Annotated in this window: 17 protein-coding genes; 10 read left to right on the top strand and 7 right to left on the bottom strand. The window is 47.1% G+C overall.

Going from position 1 to position 24,626, the window contains the following annotated elements; genetic code table 11:
• Positions 1 to 87 precede the first annotated feature (87 nt).
• On the bottom strand, positions 88 to 2,235 hold the full coding sequence (locus UNH61_RS09045; RefSeq protein WP_326991763.1) for a glycoside hydrolase family 3 N-terminal domain-containing protein: 2,148 nt from the start codon (positions 2,233 to 2,235) through the stop codon (positions 88 to 90).
• A 112-nt stretch (positions 2,236 to 2,347) separates the two neighbouring features.
• Between UNH61_RS09045 and UNH61_RS09040 the strand changes: the two genes are divergently transcribed.
• Positions 2,348 to 3,469, top strand: coding sequence for an aminotransferase class V-fold PLP-dependent enzyme (locus tag UNH61_RS09040; protein ID WP_326991762.1), 1,122 nt, complete (start codon positions 2,348 to 2,350; stop codon positions 3,467 to 3,469).
• Between the two features lie 427 nt (positions 3,470 to 3,896).
• A complete protein-coding gene (fusA, locus tag UNH61_RS09035; RefSeq protein WP_326991761.1) occupies positions 3,897 to 5,972 on the top strand; it encodes an elongation factor G in 2,076 nt (691 codons plus the stop codon).
• Between the two features lie 59 nt (positions 5,973 to 6,031).
• On the opposite strand, the gene UNH61_RS09030 is transcribed toward fusA, so the two are convergent.
• Together UNH61_RS09030 and dusB are read right to left on the bottom strand one after the other, a co-directional pair.
• Entirely contained in the window at positions 6,032 to 6,631 is a 600-nt protein-coding gene (locus UNH61_RS09030; RefSeq protein WP_326991759.1) for a nuclear transport factor 2 family protein, read from the bottom strand.
• 67 nt (positions 6,632 to 6,698) lie between these two features.
• Positions 6,699 to 7,736: a tRNA dihydrouridine synthase DusB gene (gene dusB, locus UNH61_RS09025; RefSeq protein ID WP_326991758.1), complete on the bottom strand. Its 1,038-nt coding sequence runs from the start codon at positions 7,734 to 7,736 to the stop codon at positions 6,699 to 6,701.
• 136 nt (positions 7,737 to 7,872) lie between these two features.
• On the opposite strand from dusB, the gene UNH61_RS09020 reads away from it, so the two are divergent.
• From UNH61_RS09020 to UNH61_RS09000, 5 genes are read left to right on the top strand one after another with little or no spacing between them, the layout of a single operon-like run.
• On the top strand, positions 7,873 to 9,261 hold the full coding sequence (locus UNH61_RS09020; RefSeq protein WP_326991757.1) for a mercuric reductase: 1,389 nt from the start codon (positions 7,873 to 7,875) through the stop codon (positions 9,259 to 9,261).
• Positions 9,262 to 9,294: 33 nt separating this feature from the next.
• Positions 9,295 to 10,251 carry an ATP-binding cassette domain-containing protein gene (locus tag UNH61_RS09015; RefSeq protein ID WP_326991756.1) on the top strand — a complete coding sequence of 319 codons (957 nt, stop codon included), beginning with the start codon at positions 9,295 to 9,297 and terminating at the stop codon, positions 10,249 to 10,251.
• Positions 10,238 to 11,806 (top strand): ABC transporter permease/substrate-binding protein, encoded by a 1,569-nt coding sequence (locus tag UNH61_RS09010; RefSeq protein ID WP_326991755.1) that lies wholly within the window; start codon positions 10,238 to 10,240, stop codon positions 11,804 to 11,806. Before UNH61_RS09015 ends, UNH61_RS09010 begins: the two co-directional genes overlap by 14 nt.
• A gap of 2 nt (positions 11,807 to 11,808) precedes the next feature.
• A complete protein-coding gene (gene egtB / locus UNH61_RS09005) occupies positions 11,809 to 12,960 on the top strand; it encodes an ergothioneine biosynthesis protein EgtB (RefSeq protein ID WP_326991754.1) in 1,152 nt (383 codons plus the stop codon).
• Between the two features lie 55 nt (positions 12,961 to 13,015).
• Positions 13,016 to 14,005 (top strand): L-histidine N(alpha)-methyltransferase, encoded by a 990-nt coding sequence (locus UNH61_RS09000; protein WP_326991753.1) that lies wholly within the window; start codon positions 13,016 to 13,018, stop codon positions 14,003 to 14,005.
• On the opposite strand, the gene UNH61_RS08995 is transcribed toward UNH61_RS09000, so the two are convergent.
• On the bottom strand, positions 14,002 to 14,475 hold the full coding sequence (locus tag UNH61_RS08995) for a DinB family protein (RefSeq protein WP_326991752.1): 474 nt from the start codon (positions 14,473 to 14,475) through the stop codon (positions 14,002 to 14,004). The two genes, UNH61_RS09000 and UNH61_RS08995, sit on opposite strands and share 4 nt — an antisense overlap.
• A gap of 265 nt (positions 14,476 to 14,740) precedes the next feature.
• Here UNH61_RS08995 and UNH61_RS08990 point away from each other — a divergent pair, with 265 nt between their 5' ends.
• Entirely contained in the window at positions 14,741 to 17,419 is a 2,679-nt protein-coding gene (locus UNH61_RS08990) for an outer membrane beta-barrel protein (protein WP_326991751.1), read from the top strand.
• 102 nt (positions 17,420 to 17,521) lie between these two features.
• Here the strand turns inward: UNH61_RS08990 and UNH61_RS08985 are convergent, their stop codons facing one another.
• Complete coding sequence (locus UNH61_RS08985) at positions 17,522 to 18,382, bottom strand: OmpA family protein (RefSeq protein WP_326991750.1); 861 nt, start codon at positions 18,380 to 18,382, stop codon at positions 17,522 to 17,524.
• A gap of 287 nt (positions 18,383 to 18,669) precedes the next feature.
• Here UNH61_RS08985 and UNH61_RS08980 point away from each other — a divergent pair, with 287 nt between their 5' ends.
• Positions 18,670 to 19,695, top strand: a complete 1,026-nt coding sequence (locus UNH61_RS08980; RefSeq protein WP_326991749.1) for a LacI family DNA-binding transcriptional regulator — start codon at positions 18,670 to 18,672, stop codon at positions 19,693 to 19,695.
• Positions 19,696 to 19,945: 250 nt separating this feature from the next.
• On the opposite strand, the gene UNH61_RS08975 is transcribed toward UNH61_RS08980, so the two are convergent.
• Together UNH61_RS08975 and UNH61_RS08970 are read right to left on the bottom strand one after the other, a co-directional pair.
• The gene (locus UNH61_RS08975) at positions 19,946 to 22,120 is read right to left on the bottom strand and encodes a DPP IV N-terminal domain-containing protein (protein ID WP_326991748.1); all 2,175 of its coding nucleotides are present in this window, start codon (positions 22,118 to 22,120) and stop codon (positions 19,946 to 19,948) included.
• A gap of 135 nt (positions 22,121 to 22,255) precedes the next feature.
• A complete protein-coding gene (locus tag UNH61_RS08970) occupies positions 22,256 to 23,251 on the bottom strand; it encodes a hypothetical protein (RefSeq protein ID WP_339071619.1) in 996 nt (331 codons plus the stop codon).
• A 106-nt stretch (positions 23,252 to 23,357) separates the two neighbouring features.
• Here UNH61_RS08970 and UNH61_RS08965 point away from each other — a divergent pair, with 106 nt between their 5' ends.
• Entirely contained in the window at positions 23,358 to 24,623 is a 1,266-nt protein-coding gene (locus UNH61_RS08965) for a dihydroorotase (RefSeq protein WP_326991746.1), read from the top strand.
• Positions 24,624 to 24,626: the final 3 nt, after the last annotated feature.

Here is a 24,626-nt window from a genome sequence, read left to right as displayed (position 1 = left end):
AAGAATGAGAGCGGAGATGTTAGCGGATAATGATATTATCAGTCGCTAACATCTCCGCTCTCATTCTTAATTCCATATTCCCAATTCTTAATTCTTCACAGAGAATTCCTTGCTGAGCACAAACTCCTCACTGTTCTTCCCTATATTGATCCTGTAATTGCCTTTGTAGAGCTTCCAGCCATGTTGCTGCAGGTCCCATTTCTGTAACTCGGATACAGGTATTTCCAACACGGTTTCAGTTTTATCTCCTTTGCTGACATGAATACGTTTGAACGCTTTCAGTTCCTTCAGGGGCATCCGCTCCATGTTTGGATAAGTGATATATGCCTGTAATACTTCGTCTCCGTCGAAATCTCCAGTATTACTTACGGCAACGCGTACACGAATTGTATCAGTATTGCGGTACGATTTCTCCGGCGCCTGACTCCAGGCATAATTGAATTTCGTATAGCTTAACCCGTAGCCGAAGGGATATTCAGGCTTTCCTTTGAAATACCGATAGGTGCGGTTATTCATGCTATAGTCCTTATAATCGGGAAGTTGACTGGTAGAAGTATAGAAGGTTATAGGAAGACGGCCGGCAGGACTATAGTCTCCGAAAACCAGATCTGCCAACGCATTTCCTCCCTGTTCTCCCGGATACCAGGCCAGTATTACCGCGTCTGCATAAGGCGCAATCTCCGCCACATCTACTGCACTTCCGGCGGTCACTACAGCAATGATCGGATGCTTATGTGCGGCTCGCAGTTTCTGCATAAACAACACCTGGGAACGTGGCAGGCTTAATGAACGTTTATCCCCTCCGGAGGCCGACAGGAAGGCATCTCCATCCTCTCCTTCCAGCAGTGGGGTTAGCCCGATTACCGCCACAGTTACATCACAATTCTGCGAAGCCCAGATACCACCAAAATGAAGGGTATCTGTAAAATCACAACCCTGGTCGTACTGCATCGCCATTCCCGGTCCGGCTGCTTTCGCCAGCCCGGCTGCAAAGGTAACCATGTTGCCGGATACACCATGATAGTTGCCCATCAGCGCTTCAAGTGAAGCGGAGTTGGAACCGGCCACCAGCATGGAAGCATATTTATCCCGTTGCAACGGAAGGATTCCCTCATTCTTCAGCAGTACCATGCTTTCCCTGGCAGCTTTACGCGCCAGGCTGGTATGCCATTCATTGTTCACACTATCAGCGCCATAAGTGCGGTACGGGCTCAAAGCAGGATCGTCGAATAATCCCAGCCGGATCCGGGTACGTAAGGTGGCACTCAGTGCACTATCTACATCCTGCTGACGGAGCCAGCCTTTGTTGATAGCCTTTTGTACATCATCCTGTAAGATGTTGGCGCAATCCAGGTTTACACCTGCTTTAATGGCTGCTGCAGCTACCTCTTCCCGGGTCGGTATGGTTTTATGCCGTGCCCAGATATCATCCAGCGCCCAGCAATCTGTTACCACCTGGCCACCAAACTTCCATTCATGCCGGAGGATATCCTGCAATAAGGTATTGCCGGTGCAGCAGGGCTGACTATTCACCCTGTTATAAGCACACATGATAGATTCCACACCATCACCCACCAGTTTTCTGAAAGCATACAGGTAAGTTTCTCTCAAATCTTTCTCATCTACTACGGCATTAAAACTATGACGGTCCGCCTCCGGACCGCTATGCACAGCGAAATGCTTGGCACAGGCAGCTGTTTTTAGCTGCCCTGGTGTGTTTCCCTGTAACCCTTGTACGAAAGCTCCGGCCATAGCGGCTGTCAGGAACGGATCTTCACCATAGGTTTCCTGTCCCCGCCCCCAACGCGGATCCCGGAAAATGTTGATGTTGGGCGTCCAGAAATTGAGCCCGAGGTACTGCACATGCCGTTGCTGCGCCACTGCAAGGTTATATTTTGCTCTGCCCTCTGTGGAGATACTGCCCGCCACCTCCTTCGCCAGTGGGGCATCAAAAGTTGCCGCAAGACCAATCGCCTGCGGATAAACGGTGGCTGCTCCTCCCCTTGCAATACCATGTAATGCTTCATTCCACCAGTTGTAGGCAGGAATATTCAATCGCGGTATAGCCGGACTATTGTACCCTAACATCGATATTTTCTCCTCCAGCGTTAATGTATGCAACAGGTCATTTACCCGGTCGTTCAGAGGAGCATCCTGCTTTCTGAACACCTGTGCATTTGCGCTGAACAGCCCCAATAAAGCTGTTGATAAGATGATTATTTTTTTCTTTCTCATGCCAAAACCCGAAAATTAAATGAAAAACAACACAACGTTTCTGCAAGTTATCACATAGCTGAGGCACACTGGTTAATTTTGTTTATTATCGTACAGAAATTAATAAAATAGTATGAGTAAATGGGAAAAGATACGGGCAGATTACCCGGTTACTGAAAATTGTGTTTATTTATTTACGAACGGCGGTGGGCCGGTAAGTACGCCATTGGTGCAGAAAGCAGGCGCGCTGCTGACAGAGCTCAGCGAAAAAGGACGGATGGTAATGCCCGGATGGGACAACCAGGCCGATGAGGTCAGAGAACTGCTGGCAGGCATCATCCATGCCACAGCCAGCGAAATCGCTTTCATCACCAGCACTTCCCATGCGATGACGCTGCTGTACGGCATGTTTCCACAGCATTATGAAATCATCACCATGCGTGATGAATTTCCCACCAGCTTTGTTGGCTGGATACATAACGGTCATACGCTGCATTATGTTGATAACGACGGTACCGGCTTTATTACACCCGAAGCCATTGAAGCAGCTATCACACCAGGTACAAAAATCCTCATCACCAGCCATGTAATGTTCCGCACCGGCTTCCGCCAGGACCTGAAAAAGATCGGTGAGATCTGTAAGCAACATGGCCTGATACACATTGTGGATGCTACCCAGTCCTTTGGTGTCAACCCGATTGATGTGCAGGAATATAACATCGACATACTCATCTTCCACGCCTATAAATGGGTGACAGCAGGATATGGCACAGGCGCTATGTATGTTTCCCGGCGCGTGCTCGATAAATATCCGCCAACGGTATTGAGCTGGCATAATGTGGAATACGAAATGCCGGATTTTCAGTCGGTGAAAGACTATACCACTTTTACACCTAAAAAAGATGCCCGGGTATTTGAAACAGGAACACCTCCATTCATTAATATTCTCCTGCTTGGAGAAGCGCTGAGGTATATTCACCGCATTGGTATTGCTGACATCGAATCCTACATACATGAACTGATCAGCTACCTCTGGGAAAGAGCGGCGGCGAATAACATCGCCGTACTTTCCGCTTTTGCACCACAACACCAGTCGGCGATACAACGGCTGGCAATTACTCCCGTCCAATATGCCCGGCTCGAGAAAAACAACATTGCAGCCCGGTATAAAAATGATCAACTAACAGTGGCACTGAATTTCTTTAACAACAAAGGTGATATCGACCGGCTGTTCGCCGTGCTCACGGAGGATTGATCCGGCTATTGTTTTTAATTGAAAACGTCGTATCTTTGCGTCGCAAAATCATTCTTATATGAAAAAGTATCTCACATACCATGCAGGCAATTGCGCAAATACCGTTATCAGAGCGGTAATTGCAAGTACCCGCATCGTCTTAATTCAAGACGGGGAGGCATATTTGTCCCGGATATGAGAGGTTAATATATAACTGCGAAATATTTTCGTGAGGCCTCTTCATCCGAAGAGGCCTTTTTATTTGCTTCCCCCACCAACCCCACATTTTCATTCAATTAAAACTATTATCATGCACTGCAACAGGAAATTTATTATCAAAGCATTGACACCGCATTAACAAGGTAATGCAGGGTATCCTGTTGCTGTTTGCAAAGGTCTCTCATTACCGGGAGGCCTTTTTTATTCCCATCTTTTTAAATAACGATATATGAAACGTTCGACGAACTTCAGAAATATAGGAATCATGGCCCATGTAGACGCAGGTAAGACGACCCTTACGGAACGCATGCTTTACTTCACCGGGTTCACTCATAAATTAGGTAATGTGGATGATGGCAATACGGTAATGGACACGGATCCGCAGGAGGAAAAACGAGGTATTACCATTTCTTCCGCCGCCATCACTACCTACTGGCCCTATAATAATAACAACTGGCAGATCAATATCATTGACACGCCCGGTCACGTTGATTTCACGGCAGAAGTGGAACGATCTCTTCGTGTGCTCGACAGCGCCATTGCGGTGTTCTGTGCACGCTCCGGCGTACAACCTCAGTCTGAAACAGTGTGGCACCAGGCAGATCACTACAAGATACCACGCATCGCGTTCATCAACAAAATGGATCGGCAGGGAGCCGACTTCCATCGCGTTGTTGCCGAAATACGGGAACGCCTGAACGCTAATGCTGTTCCGGTGCAATTACCGATCGGCGCCGAAGACGATTTTCATGGCGTGATCGACCTCATTGCCATGAAAGCATTACTCTGGAACACAGACGACGGCAAAACGTTCGATACAGTAGAAATACCTGCCAACCTGCAGGTGGCTGCCCAGGCCGCCAGGAAACAGATGCTGGAAGAGCTGTCGCTGCTCGATGAGTTCCTACTGCAACAATACGTATCTGCGCCTGAAAGCATTACGGCAGCCAACATATATACTGCCCTGAGGCAGGCGGTGATCCGCATGGAAATTGTTCCCGTGTTCGCAGGATCTGCCTACAGGAATAAAGGCATACAACCATTGCTCGACGCAGTTGCAGCCCTCCTGCCTTCTCCGGAAGATGTAGGTGTGGTACATGCCAGCGCTCCTGATAGTGATAATGCGGTGCAGATACCGGTAACTGAAAGTGCTCCTGTGGCTGCGCTGGCGTTTAAAATCATCAGCGACGACTACGTTGGCAAACTCACCCTGATCCGCGTATATGCGGGCACGTTACACAGCGGCGATACCTTGTGGAACAGCCGCACCGGGCGCAATGTCAGGATCAGCCGCCTGTTGCGTATCATGTCGGACAAATACGAAACTGCCAATATGCTCAGTGCCGGCGATATCGGCGCCGTGGTTGGACTGAAGGAAGTGAAAACAGGCGACACGCTCGCCGATCCGGAACACCCCGTTGTACTGGAAAAGATAAGCTTCCCCGAACCAATGATCGGCTACGCTATTGAGGCACAATCTTCAAAAGATAACGATAAGCTGGGTGAAGCACTTGGCAGGTTGCTTGATGAAGATCCTACTCTCAGCGTTACGGTAGATAACGTTACCGGACAAACGATCCTGCAGGGTATGGGTGAATTACACCTTGAAGTGGTGCTCGAAAAACTGGCCACCCAATATGAACTGCATGTCAATAAAGGACAGCCGCAGATTGCATATAAGGAAGTATTCACGAAGAGCATTACCCACCGGGAAGTATACAAAAAGCAAAACGGCGGTTCCGGAAACTTTGCGGAGATAGCATTTGAATTGTCGCCGGGCGATGAAAACAATACCGGCCTTGAATTCATCAACGAAATCAGGGGTGGCGCCATTCCTAGAGAATTCATCCCCTCTGTCAGCAAAGGTTTCGAATCGGCTATGCTCAGCGGAGCACTGGCCGGCTACCCGGTGAAGTCCATGCGCGTGCGCTTACTGGATGGAGCTATCCACGAAAAAGACTCCCACGCACTGGATTTTGAGCACGCTGCCGTTACCGGCTTCAGGAACGTGGCACTCAAAGCTGCGCCACGCTTGCTGGAACCGATGATGAAGGTGACGGTAACATTGCCGGAAGAATACACCGGCGTCATTACCGGCGACCTGAACAGACGGCGCGGAGTGATCAGATTCATGGATATGAACGGCCAGGTGCAAACTATTACTGCACTCGTACCACTGTCCGGGTTATTTGGTTACATCACCGTGCTGCGTACACTCTCCTCCGGCAGAGCCGCTGCCTCTCTCACATTTGAGAGCTACCAGGTGGTTCCGGAAAATGTCAGTGCCCAGGTACTGGCAAAATAAAATAAGAAGGTGAAGGACATGGTCCTTCACCTCTTTTATAATTGCGATAAACCGATGGTCTAATTAATAGTATCTTTTCTGTCGGCCTCAATATCCTTATAAAAATATTGCTTCACCAAACGGCTGTCCGGCAACGAATTTAACACCGCTATCAGCCAGTTTCCCTTCTTCTTCACCAGCTTTCCCTTATAATATCCGACCGACATCAGCTGTATTTCCCCCGAAAGGAGATCCGTCCATATCCACGAGGCATACATACTCACTTTTACGGTATCATTTGCTTCAGGAAAGAATTGCATATTGGTGATCATATGCCGGGTCTGGTAATGGGTATTTTTGATACTCGCCAGCAGAGAATCAATTTTGGTGGTCCAATGTTGTTTTCCTTTCAGTTTAACCCCGTCGATATGCCCACGGATACTATCATCCATAAATTCCACACATTTCTGCAAATCACCTTTATCAAAGTTTTCACAAAAACCAAGTACTACTTTCTCGATCTGGCGCTGATCATCATAGTCTAAGTCGTTGGCATTGGTACCTGCAACGGAGGTGGCGGTACTATCGGGTTCGGGAACCCTGGTTGGAGACGGATTACAGGAAAAAAGGCCTGACAGGCAACTGGCTGTTAATAAAGCAAAAACGGGAATTTTGAGCATCATTCGAATTTTATGATATAACAAAACAAATTCATAATAAGTTTCATTATATCATAAAATTTCCAATTTACAAAGGACATTTCTGATGGTAGTCGACCAACTCGATCGGAGCATTTTCCAGTTCTATCCCTTTGTAATATGCTTCGATCTCATCCAGTACGGCTTCTACTTCTTCCACTGTTTTCAGTGTTACCAGGCGGCTGCGGAATTGCTTGATATCGGGAAGTCCTTTCAGGTAGTTGGCATAGCAACCCCGCATTTCGTTGATCCCCTGTACCGGCCCTTTCCACTGAACCGACAGGCGCAGATGCTTTTTACTAACAGCAATACGTTCTTCCAGGGTAGGTCCGGCCATGATCTCACCGGTTTCCACATAGTGCCTGATTTCCCGGAACAACCAGGGATACCCTATCACTGCACGGCCTATCATAATGCCATCTACCCCATACCGGTTCTTGTACTCCACCGCCTTCCGCGGACTATTAATATCTCCATTGCCGAAAATCGGAATATGGATACGCGGGTTATTCTTTACTTTACCAATCAACTCCCAGTCGGCCTCTCCTTTGTACATTTGGCAACGGGTGCGGCCGTGGATAGATAAAGCCCTGATCCCTACATCCTGCAGGCGCTCTGCCACCTCCTCGATGTTCTTCGAGTTTTCATCCCATCCCAGGCGGGTTTTAACCGTTACCGGCAACCGGGTCGCTTTCACACAGGCCTCCGTTAAACGCACCATCAGATCCAGGTCTTTCAACACTCCTGCTCCCGCTCCTCTTCCAGCCACTTTCTTCACCGGACATCCAAAATTGATATCCAGCAGATCCGGACTCGTAACATCCACTATCCTGGCAGCCATCGCCAGACTATCTTCATCCCCGCCAAAAATCTGTATCCCCACCGGACGCTCATACTCGAAAATGTCCAGTTTCCTCCTGCACTTGATGGCATCCCGGATCAGCCCCTCGCTGGAAATGAACTCTGTATACATCAGGTCTGCTCCCGCATCTTTACATACCGCACGGAAAGGTGGGTCGCTGACGTCCTCCATAGGAGCCAGTAACAAAGGAAAATCAGGCAGTATGATATTATCTATCTTAACCAAAAGATCATTTTTTTGCAGCCGCAAAGATACAGAATAATTGCCGACCACGGCAGCCCAACACCTGCCGGTTTATTTGACAAATTTTTGGTACATTCCCATAATATAAGCTTTCGCCCTGTTACTTAAAGCTATCCGTATGCAGAAATTTGACGCTATTATCATCGGATCTGGTCAGGCTGGAAACCCGCTGGCCGGAAAACTGGAAGAAAAAGGCTGGAAAACTGCTGTCATTGAACAACGTTACCTGGGCGGTACCTGCATCAACGACGGATGTACTCCTACCAAAGCCATGATCGCCTGCGCCAAAGTTGCATATACTGTAGCACACAGCAAAAAATGGGGTATCCACACTCACGGCTTTAGCGTTAATCTGCCCTTCATCGTTTCCCGGAAAAATGATATCGTAGAATCATTCCGGGAAGGTACTGCCCGGCGCCTTCGCTCCGGACATGTGACGGTTTTTATGGGAACAGCTGCTTTTACAGGGCCTAAAACTATCAGGGTAACCGGACAAAAAAATGAAGAAACATTGCTGACTGCAGAACATATTTTCATCAATACCGGTACAGCGCCCTTTATTCCTCCCATTCCTGGCTTGGATACAATACCGTGGCTCACCTCTACTTCATTGCTGGATGAAGTAACTGTTCCGCGCGACCTGCTGATACTCGGCGGAAGTTACATTGCACTTGAAATGGGACAGCTCTATCAGCGTTTAGGCAGTAACGTTACCATCCTGGAAAGTTCCCTGCAACTGATACCACGGGAAGATCCTGATGTGGCAGCGGTACTGAAAAAATCACTGGAATCAGAAGGCATGCGGATATACACCGGAACCACCGTTACACGGGTGGGCCTGGATGGGAAAGAAATATATGCTGATATCGAAACCGGCGCCAATCGTGGAAAAATTACGGGCACACATCTCCTGCTGGCCACCGGACGCATTCCTCAAACAGCTGCACTGCAACTGTGGCATACAAATGTGCTGGCCAACGAGCAGGGATATATACAGGTAAATGACCGGCTGGAAACCACTGCTCCGGGGATCTTCGCCATGGGCGACGTGAAAGGCGGTCCGGCTTTTACTCATATCTCCTATAACGATCATCTTATCATTTATAAAAACCTTTTCGGAAATACCGGCCTGTCAATTGCAGGCAGACAAGTACCCTACTGCGTATTCACAGATCCTCAGCTGGGTCGTATCGGTCTTACCGAAAAACAGGCCCGGCAGGAAGGTATACCCATAAAAGTTGCCACACTGAGTATGGACAGGGTTGCCAGAGCCATAGAAACCGGGCAGACAGCCGGCTTTATGAAGGCACTGGTACACGCCCACAACGATACCATCCTGGGGGCAGCTGTGCTGGGAGCAGAAGGCGGAGAGATCATGTCGATACTGCAAATGGCTATGATGGGCGGTATTACTGCGTCGCAGATCCGAGACATGGTATTTGCACATCCACTGTATGCGGAATCATTAAATAATCTGTTCATGACACTGGAAAAAACGGCTTCATAATGAGCAGTTTTTTCTACATATCCCATAAAGCGAATGATCAAACTGGAGCATGTATCCAAAAAATTTGGTCCGGATACAAAGGCCGTCAATGATATTTCCTTTGAAGTAAAGGAAGGAGAAACCCTTGTGTTGCTGGGCACCAGCGGATGTGGCAAAACCACTACCTTACGGATGATCAACCGGCTGCTGGAACCAGACGAAGGACATATCTTCCTCCATGGCAAAGATACCTCCGCACTGGCGCCGGAACAGCTCCGGCGAAATATCGGTTACGTATTGCAAAACAACGGTCTTTTCCCGCATTACACCGTCAGTGAAAATATAGGATTGGTACCTTCATTACTGAAATGGGACAAAGCCCGCATCAGGCAGCGCACTATAACGTTGATGGATAAACTACATCTTCCGGCAGATACTTACGCAAACGCCTATCCGCAGCAGCTCAGCGGTGGACAACAACAGCGCGTAGGTCTTGCACGGGCGCTGGCGGCCGATCCCCCGGTGCTATTGATGGACGAGCCTTTTGGTGCACTCGATCCGCTTACCCGTATCAGCGTCAGAAAAGAATTCAGTGCACTGGACGAACTCAGTAACCGGACCATCGTACTGGTTACACATGATGTGGAAGAAGCCGTAGAACTGGGCACCCGCATTTGTCTGATGAATGAAGGCAGGATACAGCAACTGGGAACTGCAGCCGATCTGTTGTTCCACCCCGCCAACAATTTTGTAAAATTGTTCTTCGATCAGCAACGGCTCCAGCTCGAACTGAAAGCACTCCGCATCAGCGACATCTGGGCTGCGCTGAGCGATACCGGCGCTGTGGCGGAGAAAAAGCTGCATGCGCATCATACCTGCTGGGAAGTATTAGCCGCAGCTGACGGCCAGCCGGTTATGGTAACATGGCAGGATGAACAAAAAGTAATTGACAGTAACGGACTCATGGAAGCGATAGCCCGTAAAAAGGAAAAGGTATATGGAAACCAATGAAACGCTCTGGAGCTTTGTACACCAGCAGTCGGGCAAGCTGTTGGAGCAAACTCTTACACATACCGGGCTCACGTTTATTTCCGTATTGCTGGCAACCGCTATCGGTGTGCCGGCAGGCATCCTTATTTCCCGGAAGAAACAATTGGCCGCGCCGGTACTGGGTTTTGCAGGTGTGATGCAAACCATTCCGAGTATTGCCCTGCTGGGATTTATGATCCCACTACTGGGCATAGGCCCCAAACCCGCCATCATAGCACTGTTCCTTTATGCACTACTCCCAGTGATCCGCAACACATACACAGGAATACAGGGCGTTGATCCTAATATTACAGAAGCCGCTACCGGAATGGGTATGAGCCCATGGCAACTACTCACAAAAGTACAAATCCCACTTGCCATGCCCGTTATATTGGCAGGAATCCGAACCGCTACAGTTATCAATGTAGGCGTTGCGACATTGGCTGCATATATTGCCGCAGGCGGACTTGGTGAATTTATTTTCGGAGGTATCGCGCTCAACAATACGAATATGATGCTGGCTGGCGCTATTCCGGCGGCCTTGCTCGCCGTATTGTTCGACTGGCTGCTGTCGCTTATCCAGCACGTGAACATACGCAAAGCCCGTAAAGCTACCATAGCACTGCCTCTTATCTTCCTGCTGCTCTCCTCCTTTTATCTCCTGCCGGATACCTATAACGGAAAAATGCTGGCCGGGTTCACGCCGGAATTCATGGGTAGAAAAGACGGATACCTCGGCCTGAAATCGGTATACGGCATGCATATACGCACACTCGTCATCAGCGATATGATCATGTACAAAGCCGCCTACGAGAAGAAACTGGACGTAATAAGCGGAAGCAGTACCGATGGCCGGGTAAAAGCGTTTGATCTGGTAGTATTGGAAGATGATAAACATATATTCCCTCCCTATTACGCGGCTCCCATCGTCAGGAATGCCACATTGCAACAGTATCCTGAACTGGAACCGGTGCTTAACATGCTGTCTGGTACCATCAATGACAGCATCATGACTGAGCTGAACTATCGTGTAGATTACCTCAAACAGAATCCGGAAACCGTGGCAAAGGATTTCCTGGTAACGCGTCATTTATGGAAACCTGCCCGCGGAGGTACCAAAGGCAGTATACGTATAGGATCAAAAATTTTCGGCGATGGTTATATCCTGGCCAGTATATATAAATTTCTCATAGAAGGGTACACCGACCTGGCCGCAGTAACTAAAACAGGGCTTGGAGGTACACAAATTGTGTTCAATGCGCTCACCAACAACCAGATAGATATGTACCCCGAATATACAGGTACAGGCCTGCTGGTGATACTGAAAGCACCCGCTGTTGTAACAGACAGTATCATCAGCGATGCGGCGAAAGTATATAACTATGTAAGCGCCGGCTTTGAACAGCAATACGGCATAAAATGGCTCAAACCAATCGGGTTTAATAATACCTACGCATTGATGATGCGGCGGAAAGAAGCGGAAAAACTACATATCACAAGTATTTCCGGCTTAACAGATCATGTAAACCACCAGTAATCATGTCACTGAAAGAACAATATCAAACCGTACGCAGGAGAACAGAAAACATCTGTGCCCCTCTCAAAACAGAAGACTATGTTGTACAACCAATAGTAGACGTAAGCCCTCCCAAATGGCATCTCGGACATACTACCTGGTTCTTTGAAACCTTTATACTGACTCCTAACGTTAATGGATATACGGTATTTGATCCGCAATACAATTATGTATTCAACAGCTATTACGAATCCGTAGGTGCACGGGTAATACGTACCAACCGTGGCAATCTCAGCCGGCCGGCAGTGGAAGATATCATGCGCTACCGGCGTCATGTTGATGAAGCAATGCTGTCATTCCTGGAACAACCGTTGTCGCCCGAACTGGCGGCCTTATGTACACTTGGGCTCAACCACGAAGAGCAGCACCAGGAATTACTGTACACAGACATCAAATATATCCTCGGGCATAATCCTTTGTTTCCGCCATACGACGAAACCCGTGCAGATATTCCTCTGGTGAACAATCCGCCGGATCCATGGTTAAATATACGGGCAGGCATATATGAAATCGGATTTGAAGGAGATGATTTTTGTTTCGATAATGAGAAGGGACGGCATAAAGTGTACCTGCAGGATTATAGGATAAGCAGGTCACTGGTTACCAACGCGGCTTACCTCGACTTTATCAAAGACAACGGATACCAGGATTTCAGGTACTGGCATGCAGAAGGCTGGGACTGGGTAAAAAACAACCAGGTGACGATGCCGATGTATTGGTATCAGATCAATGGCCAGTGGATGCACTATACCTGGCAGGGATTGCGCCCACTGGTACCAGATGCCCCCGTTACGCATGTGAGTTATTATGAAGCAGCCGCCTATGCGGCCTGGAAAGGAGCGCGGCTACCAACAGAAGCAGAATGGGAAATTGCCGCTCCTCAGCTTTCCTGGGGCCAGCGTTGGGAATGGACAGAAAGCGCCTACCTTCCTTATCCTGGTTTTACAAAGGCACCCGGCGCCATCGGAGAATATAACGGTAAATTCATGGTTAGCCAGATGGTACTCCGGGGCGCCTCTGAGGCCACGCCTCCGGGCCATAGCAGGATCACTTACCGCAATTTTTTCCACCCTTCTCTGAGATGGCAGTTTACCGGGATAAGATTGGCAGGATGATTGAGCGCTAACGAGGAGATAATATATAGCTGGTTCTGAACATCAAAACGTTATTATGACTGTAATTCCTACCATGCAGGCCACGGCCAGGCAAAAAGTTGCCGCAGGCACATTTTACGATGATGTAGTACGTGGACTTTCCGCCACACAAAAATACCTGGATCCAAAATATTTCTACGATACCGCCGGCGACGCGTTGTTCCAGCGTATCATGCAATGCCCGGAATACTACCTGACCAGTTGTGAGATGGAAATACTCAGCAGCCAGGCAAGCCAGATAGCTGCTGCCTTGCAGGTAAATACCGGGCATTTCGACGTGGTGGAACTGGGAGCAGGAGATGCTACTAAATCCATTCACCTGCTCCGGCAACTGCTGGATAACGGTGTAGATTATACGTATTTTCCTATTGATATCTCCGCCAACGTTATTGGTCAGCTGGAAAAAACACTGCCTGAAAAATTACCGGGGCTGCAGGTCCACGGGCTCAATGGAGAATATTTCCAGATGCTGGAAGAAGTCAACCGTATTACCTCCCGCAACAAAGTACTGCTTTTTATGGGCGCAAATATCGGCAATTTCAGTACCGGAGCAGCCAGAAGCTTCTGCGCACAGCTAAGGCAATACATGCGCCCCGGCGATATGCTGCTTACCGGATTCGATCTGAAAAAAAATCCACAGGTAATATTGGATGCCTATAACGATGCAGGCGGTATCACCAGGGCTTTTAATTTCAATCTGCTGCTTCGTATCAACCGGGAACTGCAAGGCGATTTCGACCTCCGCCAGTTTGATCACTTCCCTACCTACGACCCTGCTACAGGCGCCTGTAAAAGTTATCTTATCAGCCTTGCCGATCAGATCGTACACATCGGTGATCATTTTTCCGTTTCCTTCCGGAAAGATGAAGCCCTTTACATGGAAATATCCCAAAAATACAGCCTCGAGGAAACCGACCAGCTGGCAACCTTTGCTGGCTTTCAACCGATGGCCCGGTTCACGGACGGGCGGCACTGGTTTACCGACTGCCTCTGGAAAAGTATTTAATGCCAGGCTTCCAGCGCACGGCGCACGGCTACTATTTCCCCGGTATGATAACTGTTATGATCTACCAGCAGTACCGCCTCCCGGCAAAGGTGCTGACCATTGCCATGCGGAAAGGGCTTAAACAGATCCACCCCTGGCGCTTCCAGTAATCCAATGAATGTATGCAGATCAGCATCGACCTGTGCGATACTCTTTTGCCAGGCGGCATCGTCTTTCGGCGCCTTGCTTTTAGGCCAGTAATCCTTCGGCCATTCCAGCTCCCTGTAATCAGGATTCCTCGAAAAATCAAGTATATCGAACTGCGATAAACGGATATGCTCCACTAATTCCCAGACACTGTAGGGCATCTTTTCGGGTCGTATTCCTCTCAGTTCCGGCGGCAGCTGTTTTACCGCATCTGCGAAAGTCACATGCGCATTGGCATTCAGCAGCATGTCCTTCAGGGTTTTCACCAGCGTTGTTGTACTCATGGCTCAGGTTTTATACTCTCAGTTTACCCAACAACAATTTTTACCGTGAATTGTTGGGCAGACAGCTGTAGTTGTCATCTTATCGTTAATGTTATGCATTTGTTAATACCCTGATATTCTGATTCTCAATACCAACCATGAAATGCAAATATTGATTTTTGTTAGTTTATAATAAGAATATTTCTAATTTATTAACAGGATGCAATAGACCCCATATTATAATTGCACCCATGAATTATTTATTGTTATTAACCAAATCTACGCAATGGGAAGAACCATTCTTACACTGATGTTAATCCTGGCAGTTGGTCTTCCACTGCAACTTCTGGCCCAAAAAGAAATCAGGGGACACGTCTATGATAAAGAAACCAGGAAACCATTGGTAGGAGCTACCATATTGTTATATGGTGAACAGTCGGTGTTAAAGGACCGGGGAGTATCTGACGATGCCGGTAATTTTGTCCTCAATAATTTCAAGCCAGGCAATTATCATCTTGTTATCAGCTTCATGGGATATACTGCGGGTCATGCTGCTGTTATTGTTGAAGAAAAAGGAAGACAGGAAACTACTATTCCACTCCAAAATACAGGCCTGCTCCGCAATCCTATCACATTAAACAGCATTAATGTAAAGATTCCCCGGCCTGTATTCAATATCCGCAAAGATACTGTTGAATTTGTTGCCGGTGATTTCCAGACAATGCCCAATGCATCCCTTAAAAACCTGCTCCAGAAGCTTCCCGGGCTTACCATCGACATGGATGGGAATTATTTCTTTCAGGGGAAACCGGTTAATGAATTATATATTGATGGCCGGGCTGTGTTTCAAACTGCTCCTAACTCTTCCGGCGATCCTAAAAAAATAGCAGAAATCCTCCAGGCAGGTATTGTAGATAAGGTCCAGCTGGCCGATAAAAAAGGCCTGGATGGCATGATAGAAGGCAGTAAGAATGAAAAGGTCATCAATATCACCATCAAACAAAGTATGAAAAAAGGCATCAATGGCAGCGCCGCCGCAGGACTGGGAACAGATAACCGCTATACAGCCGCCATCAATGCCAATATGTTCAGAACAGATAAACAGGTGATCACCTCCGGTATCATTGATAACATCAGCTCCCCCCGCGCACCTTCTTCTGTTGATGAAAACGCCGCAAGAACTGAAACAAATCACGGCCCTACTACCATCGGCAGTTTTATGGGCAATGCCTCATTTGATATCAGCAAAAAGGTAAAAGTAAATACCAACTTTACACACCTGTATAACGCCATGGACCAGGACATGCAGAAACAGCGCAACAACATTCTCCCCGACAGCAACTTTGAATACAATAGCAGCAGTAGTTCCAGAAGGGTCATGACTTATAACAGTATTTATTCCAGTATCACGATACAGCCAAACGATAAAGATCTGATTTCAGTTGACCTGCGGGGAACATTCTCACCGAGTAGCTACCAGAGTAAGTCTTCTTTTCTTTCTCTCGGAGGGTTACACAACGATACTATTAATCTTGGTAACAGTTACACCAGCAACGAAAAAAAAGATAACAGGTTTAATGTAACCACCACCTATACCAGGCGGTTGAATCACCAGCGCGGCACGCTGATCAGCAACTTTACATTTGAACACGGTAATGTAAAAGAGGAACAATATAACATGTCTCAGAACAGAATATTTAATGCAGGATATACCGACTCCATCAACCAGCTGATCAACCTCCATTTCAGGGAATACAAGTTTAATGGACAGATTAGTTATCAGCGCCCTGTCAATGATCATCTCACCCTGAACGGTAGTGCCAAATTCTCAAACAACAGCGTTAAAAACAATCAGGAGGCCCTTAACTTTGATAACGTAAAAAAAGGATATGATATCGTTCAGCCTTCACTTACCTTCGGTTCACACAACAAGACCAATGAAGGCAACGTCAGCACCGGCGTATTTTTTAATACCCCCAAATTGCAGGCACAACTCAATCTTTCTTATAACATAATCAGGTCCTCTATTGATGTATATTCTGCTGCCCAAATTTACCGGCAAAACATTGACTATTTATCGCCCACCATTCACCTCTCTTACAAAATCGATAACTACAAAACACTCAGTACCCACATCACACGGGAAACACGTCTGCCTCCTCTTATCCAGTTGCTGCCCGTTTCTTCGACAGCGAATCCACTTTACATAGAACTTGGTAATCCGGGGCTACGCCCTGTTGTCTCTACCAGCATGAATATTACCTATGCTTCCTTCAGTCTGACGGGTCTTGCATTCTCCGCCATGACAATACTCGAATTGCCCGACAATTCCTGGGGACGATCTGTCTATTCTGATTCTACCGGGAAACAAATCAGTCAGCCTGTGAATACAAAAGGCTATTTCACAGTCAATCAGAATATGGTACTCGGAAAACGCTTTGCCCAGGCAGGCTTAACAGTAAATTACACGTTGGCCGCGCTATACAACCAGAGTAATTCTTACATCAATTACTTCCGCAATCATATCCGCAGCATCAATATTCACCAGGTGTTGAGTGGCTCCTGGACATACAAAAAATTGCTGGAACTAAAAGCCGATATGGGCTTACAATATTATACCAACAGCTATTCGATCCAAAACAATAATTGGGTTGCTACAGCGGTCTATTTTAGTACATTCAGCTCCAGCGTTTATCTCCCACTTGACCTTAATATAGGCGCCTCCGTCACCTATAACAGCAACTCCAGCGCCCATCAGCAATATACTATAGTAAACAGCTGGCTTTCTAAATCAGTTCTCCCGGCTAAAAGCCTGTTGTTAAAACTATATGCCTATGATCTTTTCCGGCAAAACCGAACATATGTGGTCGCCCAGGCTCCTACTTATATTGAGCAAACCAGTGGCATTGTACTTAGCCGGTATTTCATGTTGAGTGCAACCTGGTTTTTCGGAGGAAAAAAATAGAAGAATTACGAATTACGAAATAGCCCGAAGACCTTAGCGATTGATAATAACATTATTCGCTAAGGTCTTCGGGCTATTTCGTAATTTGTAATTCCTAATTCCTTAATTCGCTGGTTTCTCCAGTAATTTAAAGAACTGATCCAACTGCGGCAGGATCACAATCCTGGTTCTGCGGTTGGCAGCCTTTCCTTCCGCTGTATCGTTGGATGCAACTGGCACGTACTCACTGCGGCCAGCGGCTGTCATGCGGGCAGGCGGAATACCATACTGATTTTGAAGAATACGTACTACAGATGTCGCACGCTTCACACTCAGATCCCAGTTATCCAGTAATACATTAGGCCTGTAAGGTACATTGTCTGTATGCCCCTCTACCATGAATTCAATATCCGGCTGGTTCATCAACACCTTGGCAACTTTACCAAGTACTTCTTTTGCACGTTCGTTAATTTCATAGCTTCCGCTTTTGAAAAGCAGCTTGTCAGAAATATCAATATACACCACTCCTTTATCCACCTTGATATTAATATCCTTGTCATCCAGGTTGCCGATGGCCCCCTTAAGATTCATCACCAGCTGCATATTGAGCGAATCCTTACGCGCGATCGCTGATTGCAGATCTTTGATATAGGCATCCTTGGCACCAATATTATCCAATGATTTCTTAATGCTCTCTGCCTGACTGCTGGAGATGACTGATAATTCCTTCAGATGTTCCAGCATCTGACTGTTATTAGACTTCAACTGTTGCTGTTGATCCTGTAAATTCGTCACCTTCTCCTTGTAGGATGCAGCTGCCCGCGCAGCATCTTCTTCACAGGATCTCAACTTACCATAGGTAGCCCGGTATAAGCTATCCAGCTGTGCATTTCTGGCCTGTGATTCACGCAGTTTGCGAGGCGCGGAACAAGACGCAAAAATGGTCACTAAAGCTACCGGCAAGGCTAATTGTGCAATTTTCATAAAATGATACATTTTAATAATCTAACAAATTTCTCTTATGTAATTTTTTGTTGGTGGGAACAATGGAAAGGTACTGTTTTACAGCAAATAACAGGCCGAACCGCTCCTGAGTTCGTTAGGAAAGTGTTAGAATTATTGAAAATCATTGACTAAAAAGACAGGGAAAAATCAAATAGATGTCATTAAAATAGGTTTATCAATAAAAAAAAACTAATGTTTTGTAATATCTAAGTAACTTGTCCACCAGAGTATACGCTGTATCTGTTTTCTATTAATTGCTGAAATGTATGAGAAAGGTGGTTTCTTCAGGTCAACCAACAATAAAGGAAATTGCAAAAAGGCTGAACATCTCTGTATCCACTGTTTCAAGAGCCCTGAACGACCATCATAGTATCGGGTTAAGGACTAAAGCAAGGGTGAAGGCGCTCGCCGCCGAATTGAACTATGAACGTAACCAGACTGCTATCTACTTTCAACAGGGCAAAACCTTCACTATCGGCATTTTGCTACCCGAACTATCTGAAGCTTTTTTCGCCAGCGCTATCAGTGGTATTGAAGATACCGCCTACAGCAACAATTACACGGTATTACTCGGCCAGTCGCACGATGATGAGGCCCGCGAAAAACAGATCATTCAAAGTATGAAACAACACCGGGTCGACGGCTGCATTGTTTCTATCGGTAAGAATACCAGTAATTACGAACATTTCGAAATGCTACGGCAAGCCCGCATACCGGTCGTTTTCTTCGACCGTATACCGGACCTGCCCAATATACACGCCGTGTCCTGTAACCTGGAATCCGGCACCGTTCAGGCGGTTGACTTCTTATTAAAACAAGGCCACCGGGTAATCGGTATGATCAATGGCCCCGAAACTATGGTGGCCAGCAAAGAACGCGCCGCCGGCTACATACAGGCCCTTCGGAAACATCGCCTTAAATACGATCCTAAGCTCATTGTAAACGCCGACCTTACTGCCACCGGCACCGCAGCGGCCATGGAATACCTGCTGTCGCTGAAAAGAAAAGTTACTGCTATCGTTACTTTCAACGACTACGTAGCAATGGATGCCGTGCAATATGCACTTCAACAAAAACTGGAAATAAATAAAGACATAACTTTTGTATCTTACGCCAATACACCGGTAAGCGGGTATACGGCATTCCCTCCTGCTGCTTCTGTTGAGCAATTTCCTTATGAACAAGGGCAGGCAGCCACCAATATACTGTTATCTATTCTGAATGGAGAGCAGGCGTTGAATGATTACAAACGCTCTGTAATGGAGTCACAACTGGTGATACATCACCGTTAATATCTTCTTATCGGCAACCTTGCCACAGTGCTTCACCGTGGCAGGTTACTCGACTTCATTGTTCGCTGTCTATGATTGCTGCTTTTCGGGCTTAAATCTGTTTTCTGATTAATTGTACAACGATTCTACGTGATTTTTTTAACATTATCATAACGCAAACGCTTGCGTTATCAGCGCAAGCGTTTGCGTAAAGCCGTTTTTCAGTCTTTTTTCAATTAATGTTGTACCACCCATCTGTCTGCGCTTTCAGCTACTTCAGATTTGCCTCGAAATAGTCCGTTATTTTCTGCATCAGGTGAGTCCTGTCTTTGCCGAGAACATTATGCAAATGTCCGGGATATACAAAGTAATCTACTTGTACTTCGTTATCCACACAGGCTTTCAGGAAATCAATGGAATGCTGCCATACCACTACATCATCATTTGTACCGTGGATCAGCATCAGGTGCCCTTGCAGACTTTTCGTTTTGGTGAGCAGGTTGGCATTATTATATCCTTCAGCATTCGACTGAGGCGTGCCCATATATCTTTCTGTATACATCACTTCATACATACTCCAGTCGATAACCGGCCCACCAGCCACTGCGGCCTTAAATACACCCGGATGCCGCAGCATCAGCGATGTGGTCATAAAGCCACCGAAGCTCCAGCCATGTACACCCATTCTTTGTTGGTTGATATACGGGAGAGATTTCAGATAAGCAACTCCCTGCAACTGATCGTTCATCTCTACAGTACCCAGCTGATGAAAGGTAGCCTGCTCAAATGCCATCCCCCGGTTGTCGCTGCCGCGGCCATCCATGGTAAAGATCACATATCCGTGTTGAGCCATATATTCATACCATAAATTGCCACTAAACGGATAGGTATTACGAATCAGCTGCACATTCGGACCATTGTAGAGATATACTATTACCGGATAGGTTTTGGTAGAATCAAAGTTCACCGGCAATATCAGTTTGCCATACAATGGGGTGCCATCATCTGCTTTCAGCGTTAACTGTCTTACCTCCGGACGCTGAAAATCTTTCAGCGGATCTCTGGAAGTTAATACAACTTTCTCCCACTTGCCATTCAGACTTTGTACACGTGCCACATACGGAGTTGTACCGGAACTATAAACATCCAGCACATAGCCTCCTGTGCTACTCAATTTAGCGTCGTGCCAGCCGGCCGCATCATCCAGTCGCGCAGTTGCAGCCGTTTTCTCATTACCCTGGTAGCTCACTTTATAAACATGCTTCTCCATCGGTCCTTCTTTCGACGCAGTGAACACTACTTCTTTCTTAGCGCTGTTGAAACCAATCAGTTCATTCACCTCCCAGTTTCCCTGTGTTATTTGTTTTAATTGTTGCCCTTTGGTATTGTAGAGATAAAGATGATTGTATCCGCTACGTTCGCTCTGCCAGATAAACTGATCGGGATGATCAGGGAGGAATGTCAGCGGATGAGTAGGATGTACATATTTAGGATCTGTTTCTTCAAACAGTGTTTTTACCAATTCTCCTGAAATAGCGCTGTACTGATTCAGCCACAGATGATTTTGTTCCCTGTTGAGGATTGCGATATAAACAGACTGCTGGTCGGGCGCCCAGGTTACACAGGTCAGGTAATGATCTGCCGGTGTGCCGGTTTTCAGGAACACCGTTTTCTGTGTCAGCGGCTGATATACACCCAGGGTCACTTCGTGGGATTTGCCGCCAGCCATGGGATACTTGATATTATGACTCTTTGCCGGTACTACAGACCAGTCGATGATCGGGTAATCGTTCACCATGCGCTGGTCCATCCGGTAAAACGCCAGCAGATCACCTTTCGGGGAAAAGAATATTCCCTTGTCGATCCCAAACTCTTCCCGATGTACGGTTTTACCGTTCACAATATTTTCGTCGCTGTCGTTCGTCACCGCAAGTACAGCTCCTTCAGCAGTACGTACAAACAGGTTGTTCTTTTCTGTCCATGCCACTTGCCCGCTTTGCTGATTAACGGTAATATTCTCCGCATCAGCCGGTAGTTCGCACCATTTACTAAACTGCATGCTGCCATTCTGCAATGTGCCTTTAAACAACAGGTTACTCAGTCCAAACCAGGCGGTATTGGCTGAAATCCACTGTAGTTGTGGCAAACCGTGCAATGCTTTGTCCTGGAATAACTGTTTATTGAGGTCGTCCAGGGTTAACAAAGTAACTTCCGTTCCGGCCGGAAGTGTTTTTTTCACCCAAGCCCATGACCCGTCTCTGGAAACAACAGTGGTATAGGCATCTTCCCCGGGTACCCAGTCGAACTGTTTCAATCGTTCCGGCGCCAATTGTTGCCGGAGCCCATTTGTGGCTTCGGCCATCGTATACTGGCGTTGTTGGGCATAGGAATAAGACCATCCGCTCACTATCCAGCCTGTCAGCAGTACTAGGAAAGCTTTCTTCATGTTGGTTTTTTGGGAAACGAAATTAAAGAATTACAAAATAGGAACTGCGAATTACGAATTAAAGAAGAAGACCTAAGCGGATAATATTATAGCAAGATATTATTCGCTTAGGTCTTCTTCTTTAATTCGTAATTCCTAATTCGTAATTCTCAAATTCCGGTTAATCCACTCCTGTTCCTGGGGTAACAAATATTCGGATCTTTTTTCGGTGATCCAGGAAAAGGTCTTGCGAACGTCGGATTTGGCAGTGCGGAAGCGGAACAGGAACTCCATACCCAGCATGAGGTCTGTGAAGCCGTTCTTTACTGTTTCAATCGTGGTGCGTGCGCTGCTTCTTCTTTTGGAAAGCAATTCCGTGATCCTCGAAGTAACGGCCTGTATGGCATTTTCATCTGCATACTTATAAATGGCCTCCATTGCTTCAAATTTTAGTTGTCCTCTTTGCAGGCATCGCATATAGAACATGGCTTCTTTCTCCTTTTCTATATCCGCGATCGCCGCAAATGCGAGGCTTTTTACATCCTGCCGGTGATATTCCAGCAGCCTGCGCAGAGCTGATACGCTTTTCTGGGTGCCTACTTTGCTCAGCAGCAGTGTTATATAATAGATATCATATTCGTTAACGGTACGCTTTAACAGGGTCAATGCCCACTCTTCCACCGACGGGTTACTGGTACGCCTGAGCGCCAGCAGCGCCGAGCGTCTTACATTATTATTAATGGAAAGCGCATTATTAAATAACGGCTCCAGGTTAATATAACCGGGAATAGACAGGCCTGTTTCCAGATTCTGCTGGATAGCAGTTACAATATCAGCATCCTGCTCAATTTTAAGCCGGTCGAGTAAAAAGCGGATTACTTCAGGATCACTGGTATTTTTGGAGATCTGGGAAATGATAAAACAAGCTGCTTTACGTTTATCTTTATCGGGTTCCTGATCAATATACTGATACAGTGAAGGGATATAGGCGTGATTAGCAATCCGTTCTGCCTCCCGAAGGGCCTGCCAGCTGATAGTCTGGCCGTTATGCAGTTCCTCCGAGCGGTCACATATCCGGGCTACGAGGTTAATAAGATAATCATGCATCTGTTGTCCTTTTTGATCTGCTACCCCTGCATTTTCAATTATCATACCAACCTGAACAACTATCCGAAAAGTCGGGTATACAGTCATCAACAATTAACAGTTTTATGTTACATTTGCCCCTGTATTTTCGGACAGGTATAGAATGTAAAGCATGCACATATTACTCAAGAACGTTAAGATCATCGCTCCTTCCTCCCCTTTGCACGGGCAGCAAAAAGATATTTCTATTCAGAACGGCATTATTCACCAGGTGGCTGATCATTTGGAAGATGCCCACGCTACGGTCATTTCAGGCAGCAATCTGCATGTATCTGCCGGCTGGATGGATGTTTTCGCTCATTTTTGTGATCCGGGCCAGGAACACAAAGAAGACCTGCAAAGTGGAATCAGGGCTGCATCCGCAGGCGGATTTACTACTGTAATGGTCATTCCCAATACACAACCCGCCCTGCACACCAAACCGCAGATCGAATACGTTCTGAGCAAATCGCGCCATGCCGCGGCTACGGTGCTGCCTATTGGTGCCGCTACCAAAAACCTGGAAGGAACCGGTCTGGCGGAAATGTATGAAATGCAGCAGGCGGGCGCCGTGGCGTTCTCTGATGGTATCAGACCGATTCAATCGCCCGGACTTATGCTCAAAGCCCTGCAATACATCAAGGCTTTCGATGGCACATTGATACAATTACCTGATGATCAGAGTGTTTCTGCACACGGGCTCATGCACGAGGGCATCTATTCCACCCGGTTGGGGATGCCCGGCAAACCAGCACTGGCAGAGGAACTCATCATTCAGCGCGACCTGGAACTGGCGCGGTACACCGATTCCCGCATACATTTTACCGGCATCAGTACCCGTAAGTCAGTAGCACTCATCGCTGCAGCAAAAGCTGCCGGCATTAAAGTGACCTGCTCTGTAACCCCCTATCACCTGTCGCTCACCGATGCAAAACTCATTAACTACGATACCCACCTGAAAGTAAATCCTCCGCTGCGCAGCGAAGACGATGTAAAAGCTTTGCAGGAAGCAGTGCTCCACGGTACCGTTGACTGTATTGCCACTCATCACCTGCCTCAGGACTGGGATGCCAAACAGCTGGAGTTCGAATATGCCAAAAATGGCATGATCGGGCTGGAAAGCGCTTTCGGCGTATTAAGACAATACCTGCCCCAGCTGCCGCTGGAACAGCTGATTAATATGCTGACCACCCAGCCACGTAAGATTTTTGGTCTGGCGCAACCAGCGCTGCAGGAAGGAGCCGCCGCCAATCTCACGGTATTTGACCCGGATGCCGGCTGGCAGTTCACGGAAGCCCATATCGCCTCCAGGTCCAAAAATTCAGCGTATATTGGCGAGCAGCTGAAAGGAAAGGTGTATGCCACTGTGAATGGACCCGTTTTTCACATTAATAAATAACCT

It is taken from the genome of Chitinophaga sp. 180180018-3 (assembly GCF_037893185.1).
Taxonomy (GTDB): Bacteria; Bacteroidota; Bacteroidia; order Chitinophagales; family Chitinophagaceae; genus Chitinophaga.
Note: the sequence above shows the minus strand (reverse complement) of the source record. Positions and strands in the feature narration are given on the sequence as shown.